This window comes from Aeromonas sp. QDB17 (assembly GCF_027705305.1).
GTDB classification, from domain to species: Bacteria; Pseudomonadota; Gammaproteobacteria; order Enterobacterales; family Aeromonadaceae; genus Aeromonas; species Aeromonas caviae.
This window is the reverse complement of record NZ_JAPDBP010000038.1, coordinates 1-18782: the sequence shown is the minus strand read 5'-3', so window position 1 is coordinate 18782 and position 18782 is coordinate 1. Positions and strand designations below refer to the sequence as shown.

General features: G+C 56.3%; 18 protein-coding genes and 1 tRNA gene. All 19 read left to right on the top strand.

Going from position 1 to position 18782, the window contains the following annotated elements:
- On the top strand, nt 1–636 hold a 636-nt coding region (locus OKC41_RS20435; protein WP_270672326.1), incomplete at its 5' end, for an EF-Tu/IF-2/RF-3 family GTPase.
- A gap of 52 nt (nt 637–688) precedes the next feature.
- Nucleotides 689–765, top strand: a tRNA-Trp gene (locus OKC41_RS20430).
- A gap of 60 nt (nt 766–825) precedes the next feature.
- Nucleotides 826–1197 (top strand): preprotein translocase subunit SecE, encoded by a 372-nt coding sequence (gene secE, locus OKC41_RS20425; RefSeq protein ID WP_010675960.1) that lies wholly within the window; start codon nt 826–828, stop codon nt 1195–1197.
- Between the two features lie 9 nt (nt 1198–1206).
- On the top strand, nt 1207–1758 hold the full coding sequence (gene nusG, locus OKC41_RS20420; protein WP_010675959.1) for a transcription termination/antitermination protein NusG: 552 nt from the start codon (nt 1207–1209) through the stop codon (nt 1756–1758).
- 134 nt (nt 1759–1892) lie between these two features.
- The gene (rplK, locus tag OKC41_RS20415) at nt 1893–2321 is read left to right on the top strand and encodes a 50S ribosomal protein L11 (protein WP_005306313.1); all 429 of its coding nucleotides are present in this window, start codon (nt 1893–1895) and stop codon (nt 2319–2321) included.
- Between the two features lie 4 nt (nt 2322–2325).
- The gene (rplA, locus tag OKC41_RS20410) at nt 2326–3027 is read left to right on the top strand and encodes a 50S ribosomal protein L1 (RefSeq protein WP_010675958.1); all 702 of its coding nucleotides are present in this window, start codon (nt 2326–2328) and stop codon (nt 3025–3027) included.
- A gap of 256 nt (nt 3028–3283) precedes the next feature.
- The gene (rplJ, locus tag OKC41_RS20405; protein WP_005339895.1) at nt 3284–3784 is read left to right on the top strand and encodes a 50S ribosomal protein L10; all 501 of its coding nucleotides are present in this window, start codon (nt 3284–3286) and stop codon (nt 3782–3784) included.
- 51 nt (nt 3785–3835) lie between these two features.
- Complete coding sequence (rplL, locus tag OKC41_RS20400) at nt 3836–4201, top strand: 50S ribosomal protein L7/L12 (protein WP_010675957.1); 366 nt, start codon at nt 3836–3838, stop codon at nt 4199–4201.
- A 223-nt stretch (nt 4202–4424) separates the two neighbouring features.
- Nucleotides 4425–8453 (top strand): DNA-directed RNA polymerase subunit beta, encoded by a 4029-nt coding sequence (gene rpoB / locus OKC41_RS20395; protein ID WP_103260913.1) that lies wholly within the window; start codon nt 4425–4427, stop codon nt 8451–8453.
- 91 nt (nt 8454–8544) lie between these two features.
- Nucleotides 8545–12849 (top strand): DNA-directed RNA polymerase subunit beta', encoded by a 4305-nt coding sequence (gene rpoC / locus OKC41_RS20390; protein ID WP_010675955.1) that lies wholly within the window; start codon nt 8545–8547, stop codon nt 12847–12849.
- A 197-nt stretch (nt 12850–13046) separates the two neighbouring features.
- On the top strand, nt 13047–13763 hold the full coding sequence (locus OKC41_RS20385) for a transcriptional regulator (protein ID WP_010675954.1): 717 nt from the start codon (nt 13047–13049) through the stop codon (nt 13761–13763).
- A 26-nt stretch (nt 13764–13789) separates the two neighbouring features.
- Nucleotides 13790–14170 (top strand): RidA family protein, encoded by a 381-nt coding sequence (locus tag OKC41_RS20380; RefSeq protein WP_010675953.1) that lies wholly within the window; start codon nt 13790–13792, stop codon nt 14168–14170.
- Between the two features lie 86 nt (nt 14171–14256).
- Complete coding sequence (tusD, locus tag OKC41_RS20375; RefSeq protein WP_043153907.1) at nt 14257–14649, top strand: sulfurtransferase complex subunit TusD; 393 nt, start codon at nt 14257–14259, stop codon at nt 14647–14649.
- 9 nt (nt 14650–14658) lie between these two features.
- On the top strand, nt 14659–15015 hold the full coding sequence (tusC, locus tag OKC41_RS20370) for a sulfurtransferase complex subunit TusC (RefSeq protein WP_201895030.1): 357 nt from the start codon (nt 14659–14661) through the stop codon (nt 15013–15015).
- Nucleotides 15016–15022: 7 nt separating this feature from the next.
- Nucleotides 15023–15301 carry a sulfurtransferase complex subunit TusB gene (gene tusB, locus OKC41_RS20365; protein WP_201895031.1) on the top strand — a complete coding sequence of 93 codons (279 nt, stop codon included), beginning with the start codon at nt 15023–15025 and terminating at the stop codon, nt 15299–15301.
- A gap of 182 nt (nt 15302–15483) precedes the next feature.
- Nucleotides 15484–15858, top strand: coding sequence for a 30S ribosomal protein S12 (rpsL, locus tag OKC41_RS20360; protein ID WP_005306278.1), 375 nt, complete (start codon nt 15484–15486; stop codon nt 15856–15858).
- 93 nt (nt 15859–15951) lie between these two features.
- On the top strand, nt 15952–16422 hold the full coding sequence (gene rpsG, locus OKC41_RS20355; protein ID WP_010675949.1) for a 30S ribosomal protein S7: 471 nt from the start codon (nt 15952–15954) through the stop codon (nt 16420–16422).
- Nucleotides 16423–16497: 75 nt separating this feature from the next.
- A complete protein-coding gene (fusA, locus tag OKC41_RS20350; protein WP_010675948.1) occupies nt 16498–18603 on the top strand; it encodes an elongation factor G in 2106 nt (701 codons plus the stop codon).
- 54 nt (nt 18604–18657) lie between these two features.
- On the top strand, nt 18658–18782 hold a 125-nt coding region (locus tag OKC41_RS20345; protein WP_234887766.1), incomplete at its 3' end, for a GTP-binding protein.

The following is an 18782-nucleotide window of genomic DNA, read 5'->3' as shown; positions in this document are numbered from 1 at the left end:
CAGTGGGAAGAGAAGATCCTGGAACTGGCTGGCCACCTGGACACCTACATTCCGGAGCCGGAGCGTGCCATTGACCAACCGTTCCTGATGCCTATCGAAGACGTCTTCTCCATCGCTGGCCGTGGTACCGTAGTAACCGGTCGTGTAGAGCGCGGTATCGTCAAGGTTGGTGAAGAAGTGGAAATCGTTGGTATCAAAGATACCACCAAGACCACCTGTACCGGCGTTGAAATGTTCCGCAAACTGCTGGACGAAGGCCGTGCAGGTGAGAACGTTGGCGCGCTGCTGCGTGGCGTGAAGCGTGAAGACGTAGAGCGTGGTCAGGTACTGGCCAAGCCGGGCACCATCAAGCCGCACACCAAGTTCGAATCCGAAGTGTACGTACTGTCCAAAGAAGAAGGTGGTCGTCACACTCCGTTCTTCAAGGGCTACCGTCCGCAGTTCTACTTCCGTACTACCGACGTGACCGGTACCATCGAACTGCCGGAAGGCGTAGAGATGGTCATGCCGGGCGACAACATCAAGATGGTTGTTACCCTGATTGCCCCGATCGCGATGGACGACGGCCTGCGTTTCGCTATCCGTGAAGGTGGCCGTACCGTAGGTGCTGGTGTTGTAGCCAAAGTTATCGCTTAATCTTGGCTTACATAAATAAAGCAAAGCCCCTATAATAGGGGCTTTCTTATGCAGGGGCGTAGTTCGAATTGGTAGAACAGCGGTCTCCAAAACCGATGGTTGCGGGTTCGAGTCCTGCCGCCCCTGCCATATACCTCGTCTCGTACGGGGCTTTTGTGTCTTTGGTTACGTCAGATACAGGTGGGTTGTATGAGTGTTAGTTCTGAGGGTCAGGGCGGAAGCAAGGATACCCTGCTTTGGGGCCTGGTTTTCATCATCCTGGCGGCCGCTGTAGTGGGCAATTACCTGCTGAGCGACGTTATTGCTGCCGTCCGCGCCCTGGGTGTGGTCGTTGTCATCGCCGCTGCCGGTGCAGTGGCCCTGCAAACCACCAAGGGCAAGGCAACACTGGCGTTTGCCCGTGAGTCTCGCCTGGAAGTCCGCAAGGTCGTATGGCCGACCCGTCAGGAAGCCATTCAGACAACCCTGATTGTGCTGGCGGTGACTGCCGTGATGGGGCTGCTGCTGTTCGTGTTGGACGGCGCCTTGGTCTGGTTGGTCAACCTGATTACCGGTGTGTAAGGATAAGCCATGACTGAACAACGTGAACAGCGTATGAGATGGTATGTCGTGCAGGCATTTTCCGGCTACGAAGGCCGTGTTGCCAAATCCCTGCGTGAACATATCAAGATGCATGGCATGGAAGAGCTGTTTGGTGAAGTGCTGGTCCCGACCGAAGAAGTGGTCGAGATGCGTGCTGGCCAGAAGCGCAAGAGTGAGCGCAAATTTTTCCCGGGATACGTCCTGGTCCAGATGGTGATGGATGAAACCACATGGCACCTGGTGCGCAATGTACCACGTGTAATGGGTTTCATCGGCGGTACCTCCGATCGCCCTGCTCCTATCTCCGATAAAGAAGCGGATGCCATCCTCAACCGTCTGCAAGATGCCCACGATAAACCGCGTCCGAAAACCTTGTTTGAACCGGGTGAGATGGTCCGGGTTGCCGATGGTCCGTTCGCCGACTTCAACGGTACCGTTGAAGAGGTGGACTACGAAAAGAGCCGCGTGAAGGTCTCCGTACTGATCTTCGGCCGCTCAACGCCGGTAGAACTGGATTTTGGTCAGGTCGAAAAAGGCTGATTAATCTCTGTACGTTTAACGGTTGTCAGGGGCAGCGATTATCTCTATAATTCGCTGCCCCTTTATTTGTTGGGGAGCCGTTTGCAGGAGCATGTCTCCGAGGCGTTAGAACCCATTTTTGAGGTATTTTTGTAATGGCTAAGAAAGTCACAGCTTATATCAAGCTGCAAGTTAAGGCTGGCAGTGCTAACCCCAGCCCTCCCGTTGGTCCTGCTCTGGGTCAGCACGGTGTGAACATCATGGAATTCTGTAAGGCATTCAACGCCCGTACAGAAAAGCTGGAAAAAGGTTCTCCGACTCCGGTCGTGATCACCGTTTACAGCGACCGTTCCTTCACCTTCGAAACCAAGACTCCGCCCGCTTCCTTCCTGCTGAAGAAAGCCGCTGGTATCCAGTCTGGTTCCGCCAAGCCGAACAAAGACAAGGTTGGTAAGGTGACTGTGGCTCAGCTGCAAGAAATCGCCAAGACCAAAGAGCCGGATATGACTGGGGCCGATCTGGATGCAAAAGTACGTTGCATCGCCGGTTCCGCTCGTTCCATGGGCCTGGTAGTGGAGGAGTAAGACAATGGCTAAACTGTCCAAGCGTATGCGCGTTATTCGCGAAAAAGTTGACGGTACCAAAGAGTACTCCATCAACGAAGCCATTGCCCTGCTGAAAGAACTGGCTACCGCCAAGTTCGTTGAAAGCGTTGACGTTGCCGTTAACCTGGGTATCGATGCTCGTAAATCCGACCAGAACGTACGTGGTGCAACTGTACTGCCGCACGGTACCGGTCGTGACATCCGTGTCGCCGTGTTCACCCAGGGTGCCAATGCCGAAGCCGCCAAGGCTGCCGGTGCTGAACTGGTTGGTATGGATGACCTGGCTGAGCTGGTCAAGAAAGGCGAGATGAACTTCGACGTCGTGATCGCATCCCCGGATGCCATGCGTGTTGTTGGTCAACTGGGTCAAATCCTGGGCCCGCGCGGTCTGATGCCGAACCCGAAAGTGGGTACCGTCACTCCGAACGTAGCCGAAGCCGTCAAGAACGCCAAGGCTGGTCAGGTTCGTTACCGTAACGACAAGAACGGTATCATTCATACCACTCTGGGCAAGGTCTCTTTCAACGAAGTTCAGCTGAAAGAAAACCTGGAAGCTCTGCTGGTTGCCTTGAAGAAGGCCAAGCCGTCCTCCGCCAAGGGTGTATTCATCAAGAAAGTCAGCATCTCCACCACCATGGGTGCCGGTGTTGCCGTAGACCAAGCTTCCCTGGAAGCTCAGGCCTAATTGATGGGTTTTACAAGGCGCAAAATTTAATCTATAATTTTGCGCCTTGATTGGTTGGGGGTTTCGACCTCCGTCCAAGACCGCAGGAGGCCGCAAAGCCTTAATTTTTCCTGCGTAGACGGTGCCGGAAACCCAGCGAGAAAGATTCTTTCTCTTCTGGAATCCTGCTACCGCATCGTTCCCCTCTGTTGTAAAGGTAGGGGGGATGTGTCAGTACTGGGTCAACAGACCCGGATTCAATCCAGGAGTTAAGCCAATGGCATTGGGACTCGAAGACAAAAAGGCAATTGTTGCTGAAGTCAACGAAGCTGCCAAAGGCGCTCTTTCTGCAGTTGTAGCCGATTCTCGCGGCGTCACTGTAGACAAGATGACCGTCCTGCGTAAGACCGCTCGTGAAGCTGGTGTGTACATGCGCGTTGTGCGTAACACCCTGCTGCGTCGCGCGGTAGAAGGTACCGAATACGAGTGCCTGAACGACGCATTTACCGGTCCTACCTTGATTGCTTTCTCTAACGAACACCCGGGCGCTGCCGCTCGTCTGTTCAAAGAGTTTGCCAAAGCGAACCAAAAGTTCGAAATCAAGGCTGGCGCTTTTAACGGTGAGTTTATCGCCGCAGCACAAATTGATCGTCTGGCCACGCTGCCGACTTACGAAGAAGCAATTGCGAAGTTGATGGCTACCATGAAGGAAGCCTCTGCTGGCAAGCTGGTTCGTACTATCGCTGCTGTTCGCGACCAGAAACAAGCTGCTGCTTGATTCTCGCCTATCTAGGCTGTTTGAGTTTATTCAACATCAGGAATTTTTGTCATGTCTATCACTAAAGACCAAATCATCGAAGCCGTTGCTTCCATGTCCGTAATGGAAGTTGTTGAGCTGATCGAAGCTATGGAAGAGAAGTTCGGTGTTTCTGCCGCTGCTGCCGTCATGGCTGGCCCGGCTGCTGCTGAAGCAGTAGAAGAGAAGACCGAGTTCGACGTAGTTCTGACTGCTGCTGGCGCCAACAAAGTTGCCGTCATCAAGGCCGTTCGTGGCGCTACCGGTCTGGGCCTGAAAGAAGCCAAGGACCTGGTAGAAGCTGCTCCGACCAATCTGAAAGAAGCCGTGTCCAAGGACGAAGCTGAAGCTCTGAAGAAAGAGCTGGAAGCTGCCGGTGCTTCTGTTGAGATCAAATAATCTGCATTTATGTAGATTAGCCTGATAAAACAGGCTAAGGCTGGTGAATCTTTATTCACCAGCCTTTTTGCGCTGTAGACTGAGAGTATTTCACACCGTTCACGACTCTCGGTGCACCAGCAATCCGGACCGCCTCATCGTCCGGGCCAACACAAAACGGTGTTGAGACAGAGCTGTCCCGTGGGGACAGAGTGGGTCACTTATCAGCGAGCTGAGGAACCCTATGGTTTACTCTTATACCGAAAAAAAACGCATACGTAAGGACTTCGGTAAGCGAGACCAGGTACTGGACACGCCTTATCTGTTGTCCATTCAGCTGGACTCCTTCAAGCAGTTCATCGAGGCTGACCCGGAAGGTGAGTACGGCCTAGAAGCCGCCTTCCGTAGCGTTTTCCCGATCACCAGTTACTCCGGTAGTGCTGAGCTTCAGTATGTCAGCTATCGCCTGGGTGAGCCGGTATTTGACGTAAAAGAATGCCAGATCCGTGGAGTGACCTACTCCGCGCCGCTGCGTGTCAAGCTTCGTATGGTTCTGTACGACCGTGAAGCAGCTGCCGGCACCGTCAAAGACATCAAGGAACAAGAAGTATACATGGGCGAAATTCCGCTCATGACCGAGAACGGCACCTTTGTCATCAATGGTACCGAACGGGTTATCGTCTCCCAGCTGCACCGCAGCCCGGGCGTCTTCTTCGACCACGATAAAGGCAAAACACATTCATCCGGTAAGGTACTGTATAACGCCCGCGTTATCCCCTACCGTGGCTCCTGGCTGGACTTCGAGTTCGATGCGAAAGACAACCTGTTTGTCCGTATCGACCGTCGTCGTAAACTGCCAGCCTCCATTATTCTGCGCGCCCTGGACTTCAGTTCCGAAGAAATCCTGGCCACCTTCTTCGAGACCATCGGTTTCGAAGTCAAGGATGGCAAGTTGATGATGGATCTGGTGCCCGAGCGCCTGCGTGGCGAGACCGCGACCTTCGACATCATTGCCAATGGCGCCGTGGTGGTTGAAACCGGTCGTCGTGTCACTGCACGTCACATCCGTCAGCTGGAAAAAGACGGCATCACCCAGATCGAGGTGCCGGTAGAGTATGTTGTTGGCAAAGTTGCTGCCAAGAATTACCCGCACCCGCAGACTGGTGAGATGGTTGTCACTGCCAACCAGGCGCTGAGCCTGGAAGCGGTTGCCAACCTGTCCCAAGCCGGCTTCAAGCACTTCGAGGTTCTGTTCACCAACGAACTGGATCACGGTGCCTACATGTCCGAGACCCTGCGTATCGACTCCAGCTCCAGCCGCCTGGAAGCCCTGGTCGAGATCTATCGCATGATGCGTCCGGGCGAGCCGCCCACTCGTGAAGCGGCCGAGCAGCTGTTCGAGAACCTGTTCTTCTCTTCCGAGCGTTACGACCTGTCTACCGTAGGTCGGATGAAGTTCAACCGCCGTTTGGGTCGTGAAGACGAGACTGGCGTTGGCGTGCTGACCAAGGACGATATCGTCGAGGTCATGAAGCGCCTGATCGATATCCGTAACGGTAACGACGAAGTGGACGATATCGACCACCTTGGTAACCGTCGTATCCGTTCCGTCGGTGAAATGGCCGAGAACCAGTTCCGTGTTGGTCTGGTCCGTGTCGAGCGTGCGGTGAAGGAGCGCCTGTCTCTGGGCGATCTGGACACCCTGATGCCGCAGGATCTGATCAACGCCAAGCCGATCTCCGCCGCGGTCAAAGAGTTCTTTGGTTCCAGCCAGCTGTCCCAGTTCATGGACCAGAACAACCCGCTGTCCGAAGTGACCCACAAGCGCCGTATCTCCGCGCTGGGCCCGGGCGGTCTGACCCGTGAGCGTGCCGGTTTCGAAGTTCGAGACGTACACCCGACCCACTACGGTCGTCTGTGCCCCATCGAAACGCCGGAAGGTCCGAACATCGGTCTGATCAACTCGCTGTCCGTGTATTCCCGCACCAACGAGTACGGTTTCCTCGAGACCCCGTACCGCAAGGTGATCGACGGTGTGATCACCGACGAAGTGGATTACCTGTCTGCGATTGAAGAAGGCAAGTACGTGATCGCACAGGCCAACGCCGCGACCACCGAAGATGGCCGTCTGAAAGATGAATTGATCCCGTGCCGTCACAAAGGTGAATCCACCTTTATGAACGCCGACCAGATCCAGTACATGGACGTGAGCCCGCAACAGATCGTCTCTGTGGCAGCGGCCCTGATCCCGTTCCTGGAACACGATGACGCGAACCGCGCATTGATGGGTTCAAACATGCAACGTCAGGCTGTACCGACCCTGCGCGCTGACAAGCCGCTGGTTGGTACCGGTATGGAACGCGCAGTGGCCGTTGACTCCGGTGTGACCGTAGTGGCCAAGCGTGGCGGCATGATCGACTATGTCGATGCCTCCCGTATCGTTATCAAGGTCAACGAAGATGAGCTGCTGCCTGGCGAAGCCGGCATCGACATCTACAGCCTGACCAAATACACCCGTTCCAACCAGAACACCTGTATCAACCAGCGTCCGTGCGTGATGTTGGGTGAGCCGGTGATGGCGGGCGACGTACTGGCTGACGGCCCGTCCACCGATCTCGGTGAACTGGCGCTGGGTCAGAACCTGCGCGTCGCGTTCATGCCGTGGAACGGTTACAACTTCGAAGACTCGATCCTGGTGAATGAGCGTGTTGTTCAGGAAGATCGCCTGACCACCATTCACATCCAGGAACTGGCCTGTATCTCCCGTGACACCAAGCTGGGTCCGGAAGAGATCACTGCTGACATCCCGAACGTGGGTGAAGCCGCTCTGTCCAAGCTGGACGAGTCCGGCATCGTCTACGTGGGTGCCGAAGTGAAGGGCGGCGACATTCTGGTCGGCAAGGTGACTCCGAAAGGTGAAACCCAGCTGACTCCGGAAGAGAAGCTGCTGCGCGCCATCTTCGGTGAGAAGGCGTCCGACGTGAAGGACTCTTCCCTGCGAGTGCCGAACGGTGTGTACGGTACCGTGGTTGACGTGCAGGTCTTTACCCGCGATGGCGTGGAAAAAGACAAGCGCGCCAAAGAAATCGAAGAGATGCAGTTGAAGGAAGCGAAGAAGGACTTGACCGAAGAGTTCAAGATCCTGGAAGACGGCATTTTCGGCCGTTCCCGCAACCTGCTGCTGGCCGCCGGTTACAGCGAAGATCGTCTGAACAAGCTCGATCGTTCCAAGTGGTTTGAGCTGGCCATCGAAGATGAAGCCAAGCAAATCGAGCTGGAGCAGATCGCTGAACAGCACGTTGAGCTGAAGGCCGAGTTCGACAAGAAATTCGAGAACAAGCGTCGCAAGATCATCCAGGGCGATGACCTGGCGCCGGGCGTACTGAAGATCGTCAAGGTCTATCTGGCCGTCAAGCGTCGCATCCAGCCGGGTGACAAGATGGCGGGCCGTCACGGTAACAAGGGTGTTATCTCCAAGATCTGTCCGGTCGAGGATATGCCTCATGACGAGTACGGCCGTCCGGTCGACATCGTACTGAACCCGCTGGGCGTACCGTCTCGTATGAACATCGGTCAGATCCTCGAAGTGCACCTGGGCCTCGCGGCCAAGGGCATCGGCGAGAAGATCGACCGCATGATCAAAGAACAGCGCGAGCTGCACGAGATGCGCGAGTTCCTGCAACAGGTCTATGACCTGGGCGAGAAGGACTCCCAGCAAGTGAACATTGCTGAACTGTCTGACGACGACGTGCGTACCCTGGTGGGTAACCTGCGTAAGGGTCTGCCGGTGGCTACACCTGTCTTTGATGGTGCCAAAGAGCGCGAAATCAAAGCCTTGCTGAAGCTGGCCGATCTGCCGGAATCCGGTCAGATCTCCCTGTTCGACGGTCGTACCGGTAACGCCTTCGAGCGCAAGGTTACCGTGGGTTACATGTACATGCTGAAGCTGAACCACCTGGTAGACGACAAGATGCACGCGCGTTCTACCGGTTCCTACAGCCTGGTTACCCAGCAGCCGCTGGGTGGTAAGGCGCAGTTCGGTGGTCAGCGGTTCGGTGAGATGGAAGTGTGGGCCCTGGAGGCTTACGGTGCGGCATATACCCTGCAGGAAATGCTGACCGTCAAGTCTGACGATGTGAACGGCCGTACCAAGATGTACAAGAACATCGTGGATGGCGACCACCGTATGGAGCCGGGCATGCCCGAATCCTTCAACGTATTGCTGAAGGAAATCCGCTCTCTGGGTATCAACATCGAGCTGGACGAAGAGTAAGAGCTCGCTCTTATTGTTCGAGAATTGACGTGGGCGCCCCGCTGTTTCGGCAGCCGGGGCGCCGAGGTTAGACTCCTGACAGGGGAAACACGTGAAAGACTTACTCAAGTTTTTGAAGGCTCAGACCAAGACCGAAGAGTTTGACAGTATCAAGATCGGTCTGGCCTCTCCTGACATGATCCGCTCCTGGTCATTCGGTGAGGTCAAAAAGCCTGAGACCATCAACTACCGGACTTTCAAGCCGGAGCGTGATGGTCTGTTCTGCGCCCGTATCTTCGGACCGGTGAAGGACTACGAGTGTCTGTGCGGCAAGTACAAGCGCCTGAAACACCGTGGTGTGATCTGCGAGAAGTGCGGTGTAGAAGTGACCCAGACCAAGGTCCGTCGTGAGCGCATGGGCCACATCGAGCTGGCCAGCCCGACTGCCCACATCTGGTTCCTGAAGTCCCTGCCGTCCCGTATCGGTCTGCTGCTGGACATGACCCTGCGTGACATCGAGCGCGTGCTGTATTTCGAATCCTATGTAGTGATCGAACCCGGCATGACCAACCTCGAGCGCAGCCAGATGCTCTCCGAAGAGAACTATCTGGACGCACTGGAAGAGTGGGGCGACGAATTCGACGCCAAGATGGGTGCCGAGGCCATTCTGGCTCTGCTGCGCGCCATCGATCTGGAAGGCGAAGTCAAAGCCATGCGTGAGGAGCTGGATCAGACCAACTCCGAGACCAAGCGCAAGAAGACCACCAAGCGTCTGAAGCTGATGGAAGCCTTCCTGCAGTCCGGCAACAAGCCGGAGTGGATGATCATGACTGTGCTGCCCGTGCTGCCGCCGGACCTGCGTCCGCTGGTACCGCTGGACGGCGGTCGTTTCGCGACCTCCGATCTGAACGATCTGTACCGTCGCGTGATCAACCGTAACAACCGCTTGAAGCGTCTGCTGGACTTGGCTGCGCCGGACATCATCGTGCGCAACGAAAAGCGCATGCTGCAAGAGTCCGTGGATGCCCTGCTGGACAACGGTCGTCGTGGTCGTGCCATCACCGGTTCCAACAAGCGCCCGCTGAAATCCCTGGCCGACATGATCAAGGGTAAGCAAGGTCGTTTCCGTCAGAACCTGCTGGGTAAGCGTGTCGACTACTCCGGTCGTTCCGTTATCACCGTAGGTCCGACCCTGCGTCTGCATCAGTGCGGTCTGCCGAAGAAGATGGCACTTGAGCTGTTCAAGCCCTTCATCTACGGCAAGCTGGAATCCCGCGGTCTGGCGACCACCATCAAGGCCGCCAAGAAGATGGTGGAGCGCGAAGAAGCCGTCGTTTGGGACATCCTGGACGAAGTGATCCGCGAACACCCGGTTCTGCTGAACCGTGCACCGACCCTGCACCGTCTGGGTATCCAAGCGTTTGAACCGACCCTGATCGAAGGCAAGGCCATCCAGCTGCACCCGCTCGTCTGTGCCGCCTATAACGCGGACTTCGACGGTGACCAGATGGCGGTCCACGTACCGCTGACCCTGGAAGCCCAGCTGGAAGCGCGCGCCCTGATGATGTCCACCAACAACATCCTGTCGCCTGCCTCCGGTGAGCCGATCATCGTTCCTTCCCAGGACGTGGTCTTGGGTCTGTATTACATGACCCGTGCCCGTATCAACGCCAAGGGCGAAGGTATGGTGCTGTCCGGCCCGAAAGAGGCCGAGAAGGTCTACCGTGCCGGTCTGGCCGACCTGCATGCTCGCGTCAAGTGCCGCATCACCGAGTACGTGAAGAACGAAGCCGGTGAACTGGTTGCCAAGACCGAGATGAAGAACACCACCGTTGGTCGTGCGATCCTGAGCCTGATCCTGCCCAAAGGCATGGAATACGCCCTGATCGACGAGCCCAAGGTACTGACTGCTGCAGAGCAGGCTGACCTGGACGCCAACCCGCAGAACTGGATCAAGTGCGTCTCCAACAAGGCGCTGGGCAAAAAGCTCATCTCCCGTCTGCTGAACACCTGCTATCGCAAGCAGGGCCTGAAGGATACCGTCATCTTCGCTGACCAGCTGATGTATACCGGTTTCCACTACGCGGCCCTGTCCGGTGCCTCTGTTGGTATCGATGACATGGTCATCCCGGATGCCAAGAAAGACATCATCGCTGCTGCAGAAGCCGAAGTTGCCGAGATCCAGGATCAGTTCCTGTCCGGTCTGGTGACCGCGGGCGAACGCTACAACAAGGTTATCGATATCTGGGCCAGCGCGAACGATCGCGTCTCCAAGGCCATGATGGACAACCTTTCCAAGGAGCGTAACGTCAACTCCCTGGGCGATGAGGAAGAGCAAGCCTCCTTCAACAGCATCTTCATGATGGCCGACTCTGGTGCGCGGGGCTCCGCCGCCCAGATCCGTCAGCTGGCCGGTATGCGTGGCCTGATGGCGAAGCCGGATGGCTCCATCATCGAAACGCCGATCGTGGCGAACTTCCGTGAAGGCCTGAACGTACTGCAGTACTTCATCTCCACTCACGGTGCTCGTAAAGGTCTGGCGGATACCGCACTGAAGACAGCGAACTCCGGTTACCTGACCCGTCGTCTGGTTGACGTGGCCCAGGACATGGTGATCACCGAGGACGATTGCGGCACTACCGACGGTCTGTGGATGACTCCGCTGATCGAGGGTGGCGACGTGGTCGAGCCGCTGCGTGAGCGCGTGCTGGGTCGTGTGGTGGCCGAAGACGTGATCAAGCCGGGTACCGAGGATGAAGTGCTGGTAGCGCGCAACACCCTGCTCGACGAGCAGCTGTGTGACCTGCTGGAGCGCAACTCCGTCGACCGCGTGAAGGTACGTTCTGCCATCACCTGTGAGACCGACTTCGGTAACTGTGCTCACTGCTACGGCCGTGATCTGGCCCGTGGTCACCTGGTTAACAAGGGTGAGGCTGTCGGTGTTATCGCCGCTCAGTCCATCGGTGAACCGGGTACCCAGCTGACGATGCGTACCTTCCACATCGGTGGTGCCGCATCCCGAGCGGCTGCCGAGAGCAGCATCCAGGTGAAGAACACCGGTAGCATCAAGTTGCAGAACGCCAAGTTCGTTCTGAACAACTCTGACAAGCTGGTTATCACCTCCCGTTCTACCGAGCTGACCATCATGGACGAGATGGGCCGTACCAAGGAAAGCCACAAGCTGCCTTACGGTTCCGTGCTGGAAGTGAAGGATGGCGAAGCGGTGAACGCCGGTGATACCGTCGCGAACTGGGACCCGCACACCCACCCGATCATCACCGAAGTGGCGGGTCGTCTGCACTTCGAACACATGATCGACGGTGTGACCATCACTCGTCAGACTGACGAGCTGACCGGCCTCTCTTCCATCGTCGTACTGGATGTCAACGAGCGTCCGAGCGCCGGTAAAGAGATGCGTCCGACCGTGAAACTGGTCGACCTGAACGGCAAGGATGTGATGATCCCGGGCACCGACGTTCCCGCCCAGTACTTCCTGCCGGGCAAGGCGATCGTGAACCTGGAAGATGGTGCCAACGTGGGCGTGGGTGACGCGGTTGCGCGTATCCCGCAAGAGTCCAGCGGTACCAAGGACATCACCGGTGGTCTGCCGCGCGTTGCGGATCTGTTCGAAGCACGTCAGCCGAAAGAGCCGGCCATCCTGGCCGAGATCTCCGGTACCATCTCCTTCGGGAAAGAGACCAAGGGCAAACGCCGTCTGGTCATCACCCCGACCGATGGTGGCGAGATCTACGAAGAGATGATTCCGAAATGGCGTCACCTCAACGTGTTCGAAGGTGAAAAAGTTGAGAAGGGTGAAGTGCTGGCGGACGGTCCCGAGTCTGCTCATGACATCCTGCGCCTGCGCGGTATCAGCCCGGTCGCCAACTACATCGCCAACGAAGTGCAGGACGTTTACCGTCTGCAAGGCGTTAAGATCAACGACAAGCACATCGAAGTCATCGTGCGTCAGATGCTTCGCAAGTGCGAGATCCTGAGCGCTGGCGACACCGACCTGATCGAAGGTGAACAGGTTGAAGTGGCCCGTGTGAAGATTGCCAACCGTAAACTGGTTGCCGAAGGGAAGACCCCGGCTACCTACCGTCATATCCTGATGGGTATTACCAAGGCATCTCTGAGCACCGAGTCCTTCATCTCCGCAGCTTCCTTCCAGGAGACCACCCGCGTGCTGACCGAAGCAGCCGTTGGTGGCAAGCGTGATGAACTGCGCGGCCTGAAAGAGAACGTGATCGTGGGTCGTCTGATCCCGGCGGGTACCGGCTTTGCCTACCACCACAGCCGCATCAACCAGCGTGCCGCCGCAGCCCGTGCTGTCGGTGTGCCGCAGGTGACTGCCGATGAAGCTCAGCAAAACCTGGCGGATCTGCTCAACGCAGCCGGCAGTTTTGACGAAGAGTAATCTTCCGCAGCAGTGATGAGAAAGGGCCCCTTCTAGGGGCCCTTTTTTTATTTCCCATCCGGCGCCCAGCGTGCACTGGGCTGGGGCAGGGGGATGATCCAGTGCAAGGTTATAGAGCAAAAAATCAAAAAAAGTTGACATTGCCCCGTCGCAACTGAAAACTCGGGAAAGTTGAATGGGTATTACAGGGGTAGAACATGGCTGTCGGTATCGAGGAAGTACTGCTTCCCGAAGAGCAACTGAGCGGTCGCGCTTTTACAGACGAAGACAGGGAGCTGTTGCGTTCATATGGGGGCCTTATCGAAGGCTTGGCCGATCTGTTCGGCAAGCACTGCGAGGTGGTGCTCCACTCCCTGGAAAATCTGCATGAGTCCGTGATCCAAATCGCGAATGGTTTCAATACGGGTCGAACTCTGGGGGCGCCGATCACCGATCTCGCCCTGCGGATGCTCAAGGACATCGAGAGCACGGGTCAGGATCACACCCAGAGTTATTTTGCCCGCAGTCGGACCGGTGCCTTGATGAAGTCGAGCACGATCGCCATCCGTAACCGCGACAAGCAGGTGATCGGCCTTATCTGCATCAATTTGCACATCAATGCGCCTTTCCACGAGTTCGTGGCCGAATTCTTCCCGACACCACAGCAGGTGGAGCGGCAATCACCGGAGACCTTCGCCAACAGCGTCGAAGAGCTGGTTGCCCAGACGGTGGACAACACCATCGACGAGATCAATCGTGATCCCTCCGTGGCCAACAATGCCAAGAACCGTTTTATCGTGACCCAGTTGTTCGAGAAGGGCATATTTGATATCAAGGATTCGATCAACCTGGTCGCCGACAAGCTGAATATTTCCAAACATACCGTGTATCTCTACATCCGACAGCGCAAGCAGGGTGAAGAAGAGAGCGAGTAAGCGCCATAGATAGGGGATAGATAACAATGGCTAAAGAAGTGATTGCAACCGACAAGGCGCCTGCCGCAATTGGCCCTTATGTCCAGGCTACCAAGCTGGGTGAGCTGGTCTTTACCTCCGGGCAGATCCCGCTCGATCCGGCCACCATGGACATCGTTGCCGGTGGCATCGAGGCTCAGGCAGAGCAGGTGATGAAGAATCTGGTCGCAGTCTTGAAAGCCGCAGGGGCCGATACCAGCAAGGTACTGAAGACCACCTGCTTCCTGAGTGACATGAACAACTTCGTGGCCTTCAACCAGGTGTATGCCCGCTACTTTGGCGAATCCGCTCCGGCACGTTCCTGCGTGGAGGTCGCTCGTCTGCCCAAGGATGTGCTGGTCGAAGTCGAAGCCATCGCTTACGTCTGAGCCTGTTTCATTGCAAAAGCCCCTCCCAGGAGGGGCTTTTGCGTCTATGAGGTAGAATGGATGCACCGCTGTGCAGGAGTGCGATCATGAGTCTGAATTTTGCTCTGCTGGTCACCGGGCCCGCCTATGGCACCCAGACGGCCAGCACGGCCTATCGTTTTGCCCTGAGTCTGGTCGAGCAGGGACACCGCTTGTCCCACCTCTTCTTCTATCAGGAGGGGGTGTGCAATGCCAATGGCCTCCATACGCCAGCCAGCGATGAGACCGACCTGGTGGCGTTGTGGCGCGAGTTGGCCATCCAGCAGGGCATCCGCATCGATGTGTGTGTGGCTGCGGCCATGCGCCGTGGCGTGCTGGATGAGCAGGAGGCCAAGGGAATGGGACGGGAGCATTTCAATCTGGAAGCCCCATTCTGCCTGAGCGGGCTCGGTCAGTTGGCGGAAGCCGCACTGACCGCTGATCGCTTCGTACAGTTCTAGGGGGACAAGATGGCCAGAATAGCGTTTATCTCACGGCGTGGTCCCCATGGTTCGGCGAGTGGTCGGGAGGGGCTGGATGCCCTGCTGGCCACCTCTGCATTGACGGAGTCCCTGGCCCTCTTTCTGGTGGGCGATGGCGTGATGCAACTGGTGAGGGAGCAATCGCCACACGCCATATTGCAGCGTCACTACGCCCCGACCTTCAAGATGCTGGAGCTGTATGACATCGAGGAGGTCTATGTCTGTGCGGTGTCACTGGCTGAGCGAGGACTGACGGCGGCGGATCTGCTAATCCCAGTTATTCCGCTCTCTCCTGCGGAAATTCGCCGTAGCTGGGCGGGTTTCACCACCCACATCTGCTTCTGAGGTGCCCGTGATACAGCTGATATTGAACTCTCCCTTCATGAGCCAGGATCTCGAGTTGGCGTTGCGTTACCGCATGGAAGGGGATCTGGTGGTGTTGATGCAGGATGCCGTGATGGCGGCTGCTGCCCCCGGGTGGTGCGAGCGCTTGGCAGAGGTCTCCCTGTACGTCATGAAGGAAGACCTGCAAGCGAGAGGTTTGTCACCCGGGATCGGTATGGAACTCGATATGCCGGGTTTGATCAGGTTGATCGCCGAGCACGGATCACCGCAGACCTGGGGCGCTTAGGTTTGGTTTTTCCTTTTTATCTCAGTTGCTTAGCATAATGTCATTCGACTGTCATTTGCCATTTCGGTGTGCAAATTGTATAAATCTTGACTCCCCAGACAACAGGGCATAAAATTTCGCGTCCCCGTATCTGCGGGGAGGATTTTTCACACGTTTATGAAGTCATTATCAGGAGCCTTTTGATGGCAACTATTAACCAGTTGGTTCGCAAGCCACGCATCAAGCTCGTTGTGAAAAGCAACGTGCCGGCGCTGGAAGCGTGCCCTCAGAAGCGTGGCGTATGCACCCGTGTATACACCACCACCCCGAAGAAGCCTAACTCTGCACTGCGTAAAGTATGCCGTGTACGTCTGACCAACGGCTTCGAAGTCACCTCCTACATCGGTGGTGAAGGTCACAACCTGCAAGAGCACTCTGTTGTTCTGATCCGTGGCGGTCGTGTAAAAGACTTGCCAGGTGTTCGTTATCACACCGTTCGTGGTGCGTTGGACTGTGCCGGTGTTAAAGACCGTAAGCAGGCTCGCTCCAAGTACGGCGTGAAGCGTCCGAAAGCTTAATGGTTCTCCGTTAAGTAAGGCCAAACGTTAATTCGTTTCTAGTTAGATAACTTTCTAGTTTTGGGTAACCCCTGAAGTTACGGAGAATTTGAAATGCCAAGACGTCGTGTTGTTGGTCAGCGTAAAATCCTGCCGGATCCCAAGTTCGGATCAGAGCTGCTGGCTAAATTTGTCAACGTAGTAATGGTTGACGGTAAGAAATCTGTTGCAGAAGCCATCGTATATGGCGCCCTGGACATCATTGCCACCAAATCTGGCAAAGAGCACCTGGCCCTGTTCGAAGTCGCTCTGGACAACATTCGTCCGGCGGTCGAGGTTAAATCTCGTCGCGTCGGTGGTGCAACCTATCAGGTGCCGGTAGAAGTTCGTCCGGTACGTCGCAATGCTCTGGCAATGCGCTGGTTGGTTGATGCCGCTCGTAAACGTGGTGAAAAATCAATGGCTCAGCGTTTGGCTGGCGAGCTGCTGGATGCCGCTGACAATAAGGGTTCGTCTGTCAAGAAACGTGAAGACGTTCACCGTATGGCTGAAGCGAACAAGGCCTTCGCTCACTTCCGCTGGTAATCCGCTTGCGCAGGGTCTTCTGACTCTGCGCACCTTTAATTATCTGGGGACAAGCGCCCTAGTAAGAGGATGACAATGGCTCGTACAACCCCCATTGAGCGTTATCGTAATATCGGTATCTCCGCTCACATCGACGCCGGTAAGACTACTACTACCGAGCGCGTTCTGTTTTACACCGGTGTAAGTCACAAGATCGGTGAAGTTCACGATGGCGCCGCCACCATGGACTGGATGGAACAGGAACAAGAGCGTGGTATCACCATCACCTCCGCCGCGACCACCGCTTTCTGGTCCGGTATGGGTAAACAGTTCCAACCGCACCGTATCAACATCATCGATACCCCGGGCCACGTTGACTTTACTATCGAAGTAGAGCGTTCCATGCGTGTTCTGGATGGCGCCGTGATGGTGTACTGTGCCGTAGGTGGCGTACAGCCCCAGTCTGAAACCGTATGGCGTCAGGCTAACAAGTACAAGGTTCCCCGTATCGCGTTCGTCAACAAGATGGACCGTACCGGTGCCAACTTCCTGCGCTGCGTTGAGCACATCAAGACCCGTCTGAAAGGTAACCCGGTTCCTCTGCAACTGAACATCGGTTCCGAAGAGAACTTCAAGGGCGTTATCGACCTGGTCAAGATGAAAGCCATCAACTGGAGCGAAGCTGACCAGGGCGTATCCTTCGACTACGAAGACGTCCCGGCTGAGCTGCTGGAACAGGCGCAAGAAATGCGCATGAACCTGGTTGAAGCCGCTGCTGAAGCGTCTGAAGACCTGATGGAAAAATACCTGGGTGGTGAAGAACTGACTGAAGAAGAGATCAAGAAAGCTCTGCGTCAGCGTGTTCTGAACAACGAAATCATCCTGGTTACCTGTGGCTCCGCGTTCAAGAACAAGGGCGTACAGGCCATGCTGGATGCCGTGGTCGAGTACCTGCCGGCTCCGACCGACGTTGCTGCTATCGACGGTCTGAAGCTGGATGGCGAGACCAAGGACGAGCGTCACGCTTCCGATGACGAGCCGTTCTCTGCTCTGGCATTCAAGATTGCTACCGACCCGTTCGTGGGCAACCTGACCTTCTTCCGTGTTTACTCCGGTGTGGTCAACTCCGGTGACTCCGTGCTGAACTCCGTTAAAGAGAAGCGCGAGCGTTTCGGCCGTATCGTTCAGATGCATGCCAACAAGCGTGAAGAGATCAAAGAAGTTCGCGCAGGCGACATCGCTGCTGCCATCGGCCTGAAGGACGTCACCACCGGTGATACCCTGTGTGACGAAAGCGCACCGATCATCCTGGAGCGTATGGAATTCCCGGAGCCGGTAATCTCCATCGCCGTTGAGCCGAAATCCAAGGCTGACCAGGAGAAGATGGGTCTGGCTCTGGGCCGTCTGGCTCAGGAAGATCCGTCCTTCCGCGTATGGACCGACGAAGAATCTGGTCAAACCATCATCGCCGGTATGGGTGAGCTGCACCTGGACATCATCGTTGACCGTATGCGTCGCGAGTTCAAGGTAGAAGCCAACGTAGGTAAGCCGCAGGTTGCCTACCGTGAAACCATCCGCAACACCGTCAAGGACATCGAAGGCAAGCATGCCAAGCAGTCCGGTGGTCGTGGTCAGTACGGTCACGTCGTTATCGACATGTACCCGCTGGAAGAAGGCAAAGCCTACGAATTCGTCAACGACATCAAGGGTGGCGTGATTCCGGGCGAATTCATCCCGGGTGTTGACAAGGGTATCCGCGAGCAGCTGAAGTCCGGCCCGCTGGCAGGCTATCCGGTAATGGATCTGGGTGTGCGTCTGCACTTCGGTTCCTACCACGATGTCGACTCTTCCGAACTGGCGTTCAAGATCGCTGCTTCTCTGGCGTTCAAGGCTGGCTTCATGAAGGCCAACCCGGTACTGCTCGAACCGATCATGAAGGTCGAAGTCGAGACTCCGGAAGACTACATGGGCGACGTGATCGGTGACCTGAACCGTCGTCGCGGCCTGATCGAAGGCATGGAAGATGGCCCGTCCGGCAAGATCGTACGTGCGCTGGTGCCGCTGGCCGAAATGTTCGGTTACGCCACCTCCCTGCGTTCTGCTACCCAGGGTCGTGCTTCCTACGCCATGGAATTCGCCAAGTATCACGATGCCCCGACCAACGTCGCCCAGGCCGTGATCGAAGAGCGCAAATCCAAGTAATTTAAGATTCCCCGCCTACGACGGTAGGCGGGTTTAACCTAGAAGGACTACGTCGTGTCTAAAGAAAAATTTGAGCGTAATAAACCGCACGTAAACGTCGGCACCATCGGCCACGTTGACCACGGTAAAACCACCCTGACCGCCGCCATCACCAACGTGCTGGCCAAGCACTTCGGTGG

Excerpts from the sequence above, each read along its gene's own strand:
- secE (WP_010675960.1), top strand. The coding sequence starts at position 826 with ATGAGTGTTAGTTCTGAGGGTCAGGGCGGAAGCAAGGATACCCTGCTT.
- nusG (WP_010675959.1), top strand. The coding sequence starts at position 1,207 with ATGACTGAACAACGTGAACAGCGTATGAGATGGTATGTCGTGCAGGCA.
- rplK (WP_005306313.1), top strand. The coding sequence starts at position 1,893 with ATGGCTAAGAAAGTCACAGCTTATATCAAGCTGCAAGTTAAGGCTGGC.
- rplA (WP_010675958.1), top strand. The coding sequence starts at position 2,326 with ATGGCTAAACTGTCCAAGCGTATGCGCGTTATTCGCGAAAAAGTTGAC.
- rplJ (WP_005339895.1), top strand. The coding sequence starts at position 3,284 with ATGGCATTGGGACTCGAAGACAAAAAGGCAATTGTTGCTGAAGTCAAC.
- rplL (WP_010675957.1), top strand. The coding sequence starts at position 3,836 with ATGTCTATCACTAAAGACCAAATCATCGAAGCCGTTGCTTCCATGTCC.
- rpoB (WP_103260913.1), top strand. The coding sequence starts at position 4,425 with ATGGTTTACTCTTATACCGAAAAAAAACGCATACGTAAGGACTTCGGT.
- OKC41_RS20385 (WP_010675954.1), top strand. The coding sequence starts at position 13,047 with ATGGCTGTCGGTATCGAGGAAGTACTGCTTCCCGAAGAGCAACTGAGC.
- OKC41_RS20380 (WP_010675953.1), top strand. The coding sequence starts at position 13,790 with ATGGCTAAAGAAGTGATTGCAACCGACAAGGCGCCTGCCGCAATTGGC.
- tusD (WP_043153907.1), top strand. The coding sequence starts at position 14,257 with ATGAGTCTGAATTTTGCTCTGCTGGTCACCGGGCCCGCCTATGGCACC.
- tusC (WP_201895030.1), top strand. The coding sequence starts at position 14,659 with ATGGCCAGAATAGCGTTTATCTCACGGCGTGGTCCCCATGGTTCGGCG.
- rpsL (WP_005306278.1), top strand. The coding sequence starts at position 15,484 with ATGGCAACTATTAACCAGTTGGTTCGCAAGCCACGCATCAAGCTCGTT.
- rpsG (WP_010675949.1), top strand. The coding sequence starts at position 15,952 with ATGCCAAGACGTCGTGTTGTTGGTCAGCGTAAAATCCTGCCGGATCCC.
- fusA (WP_010675948.1), top strand. The coding sequence starts at position 16,498 with ATGGCTCGTACAACCCCCATTGAGCGTTATCGTAATATCGGTATCTCC.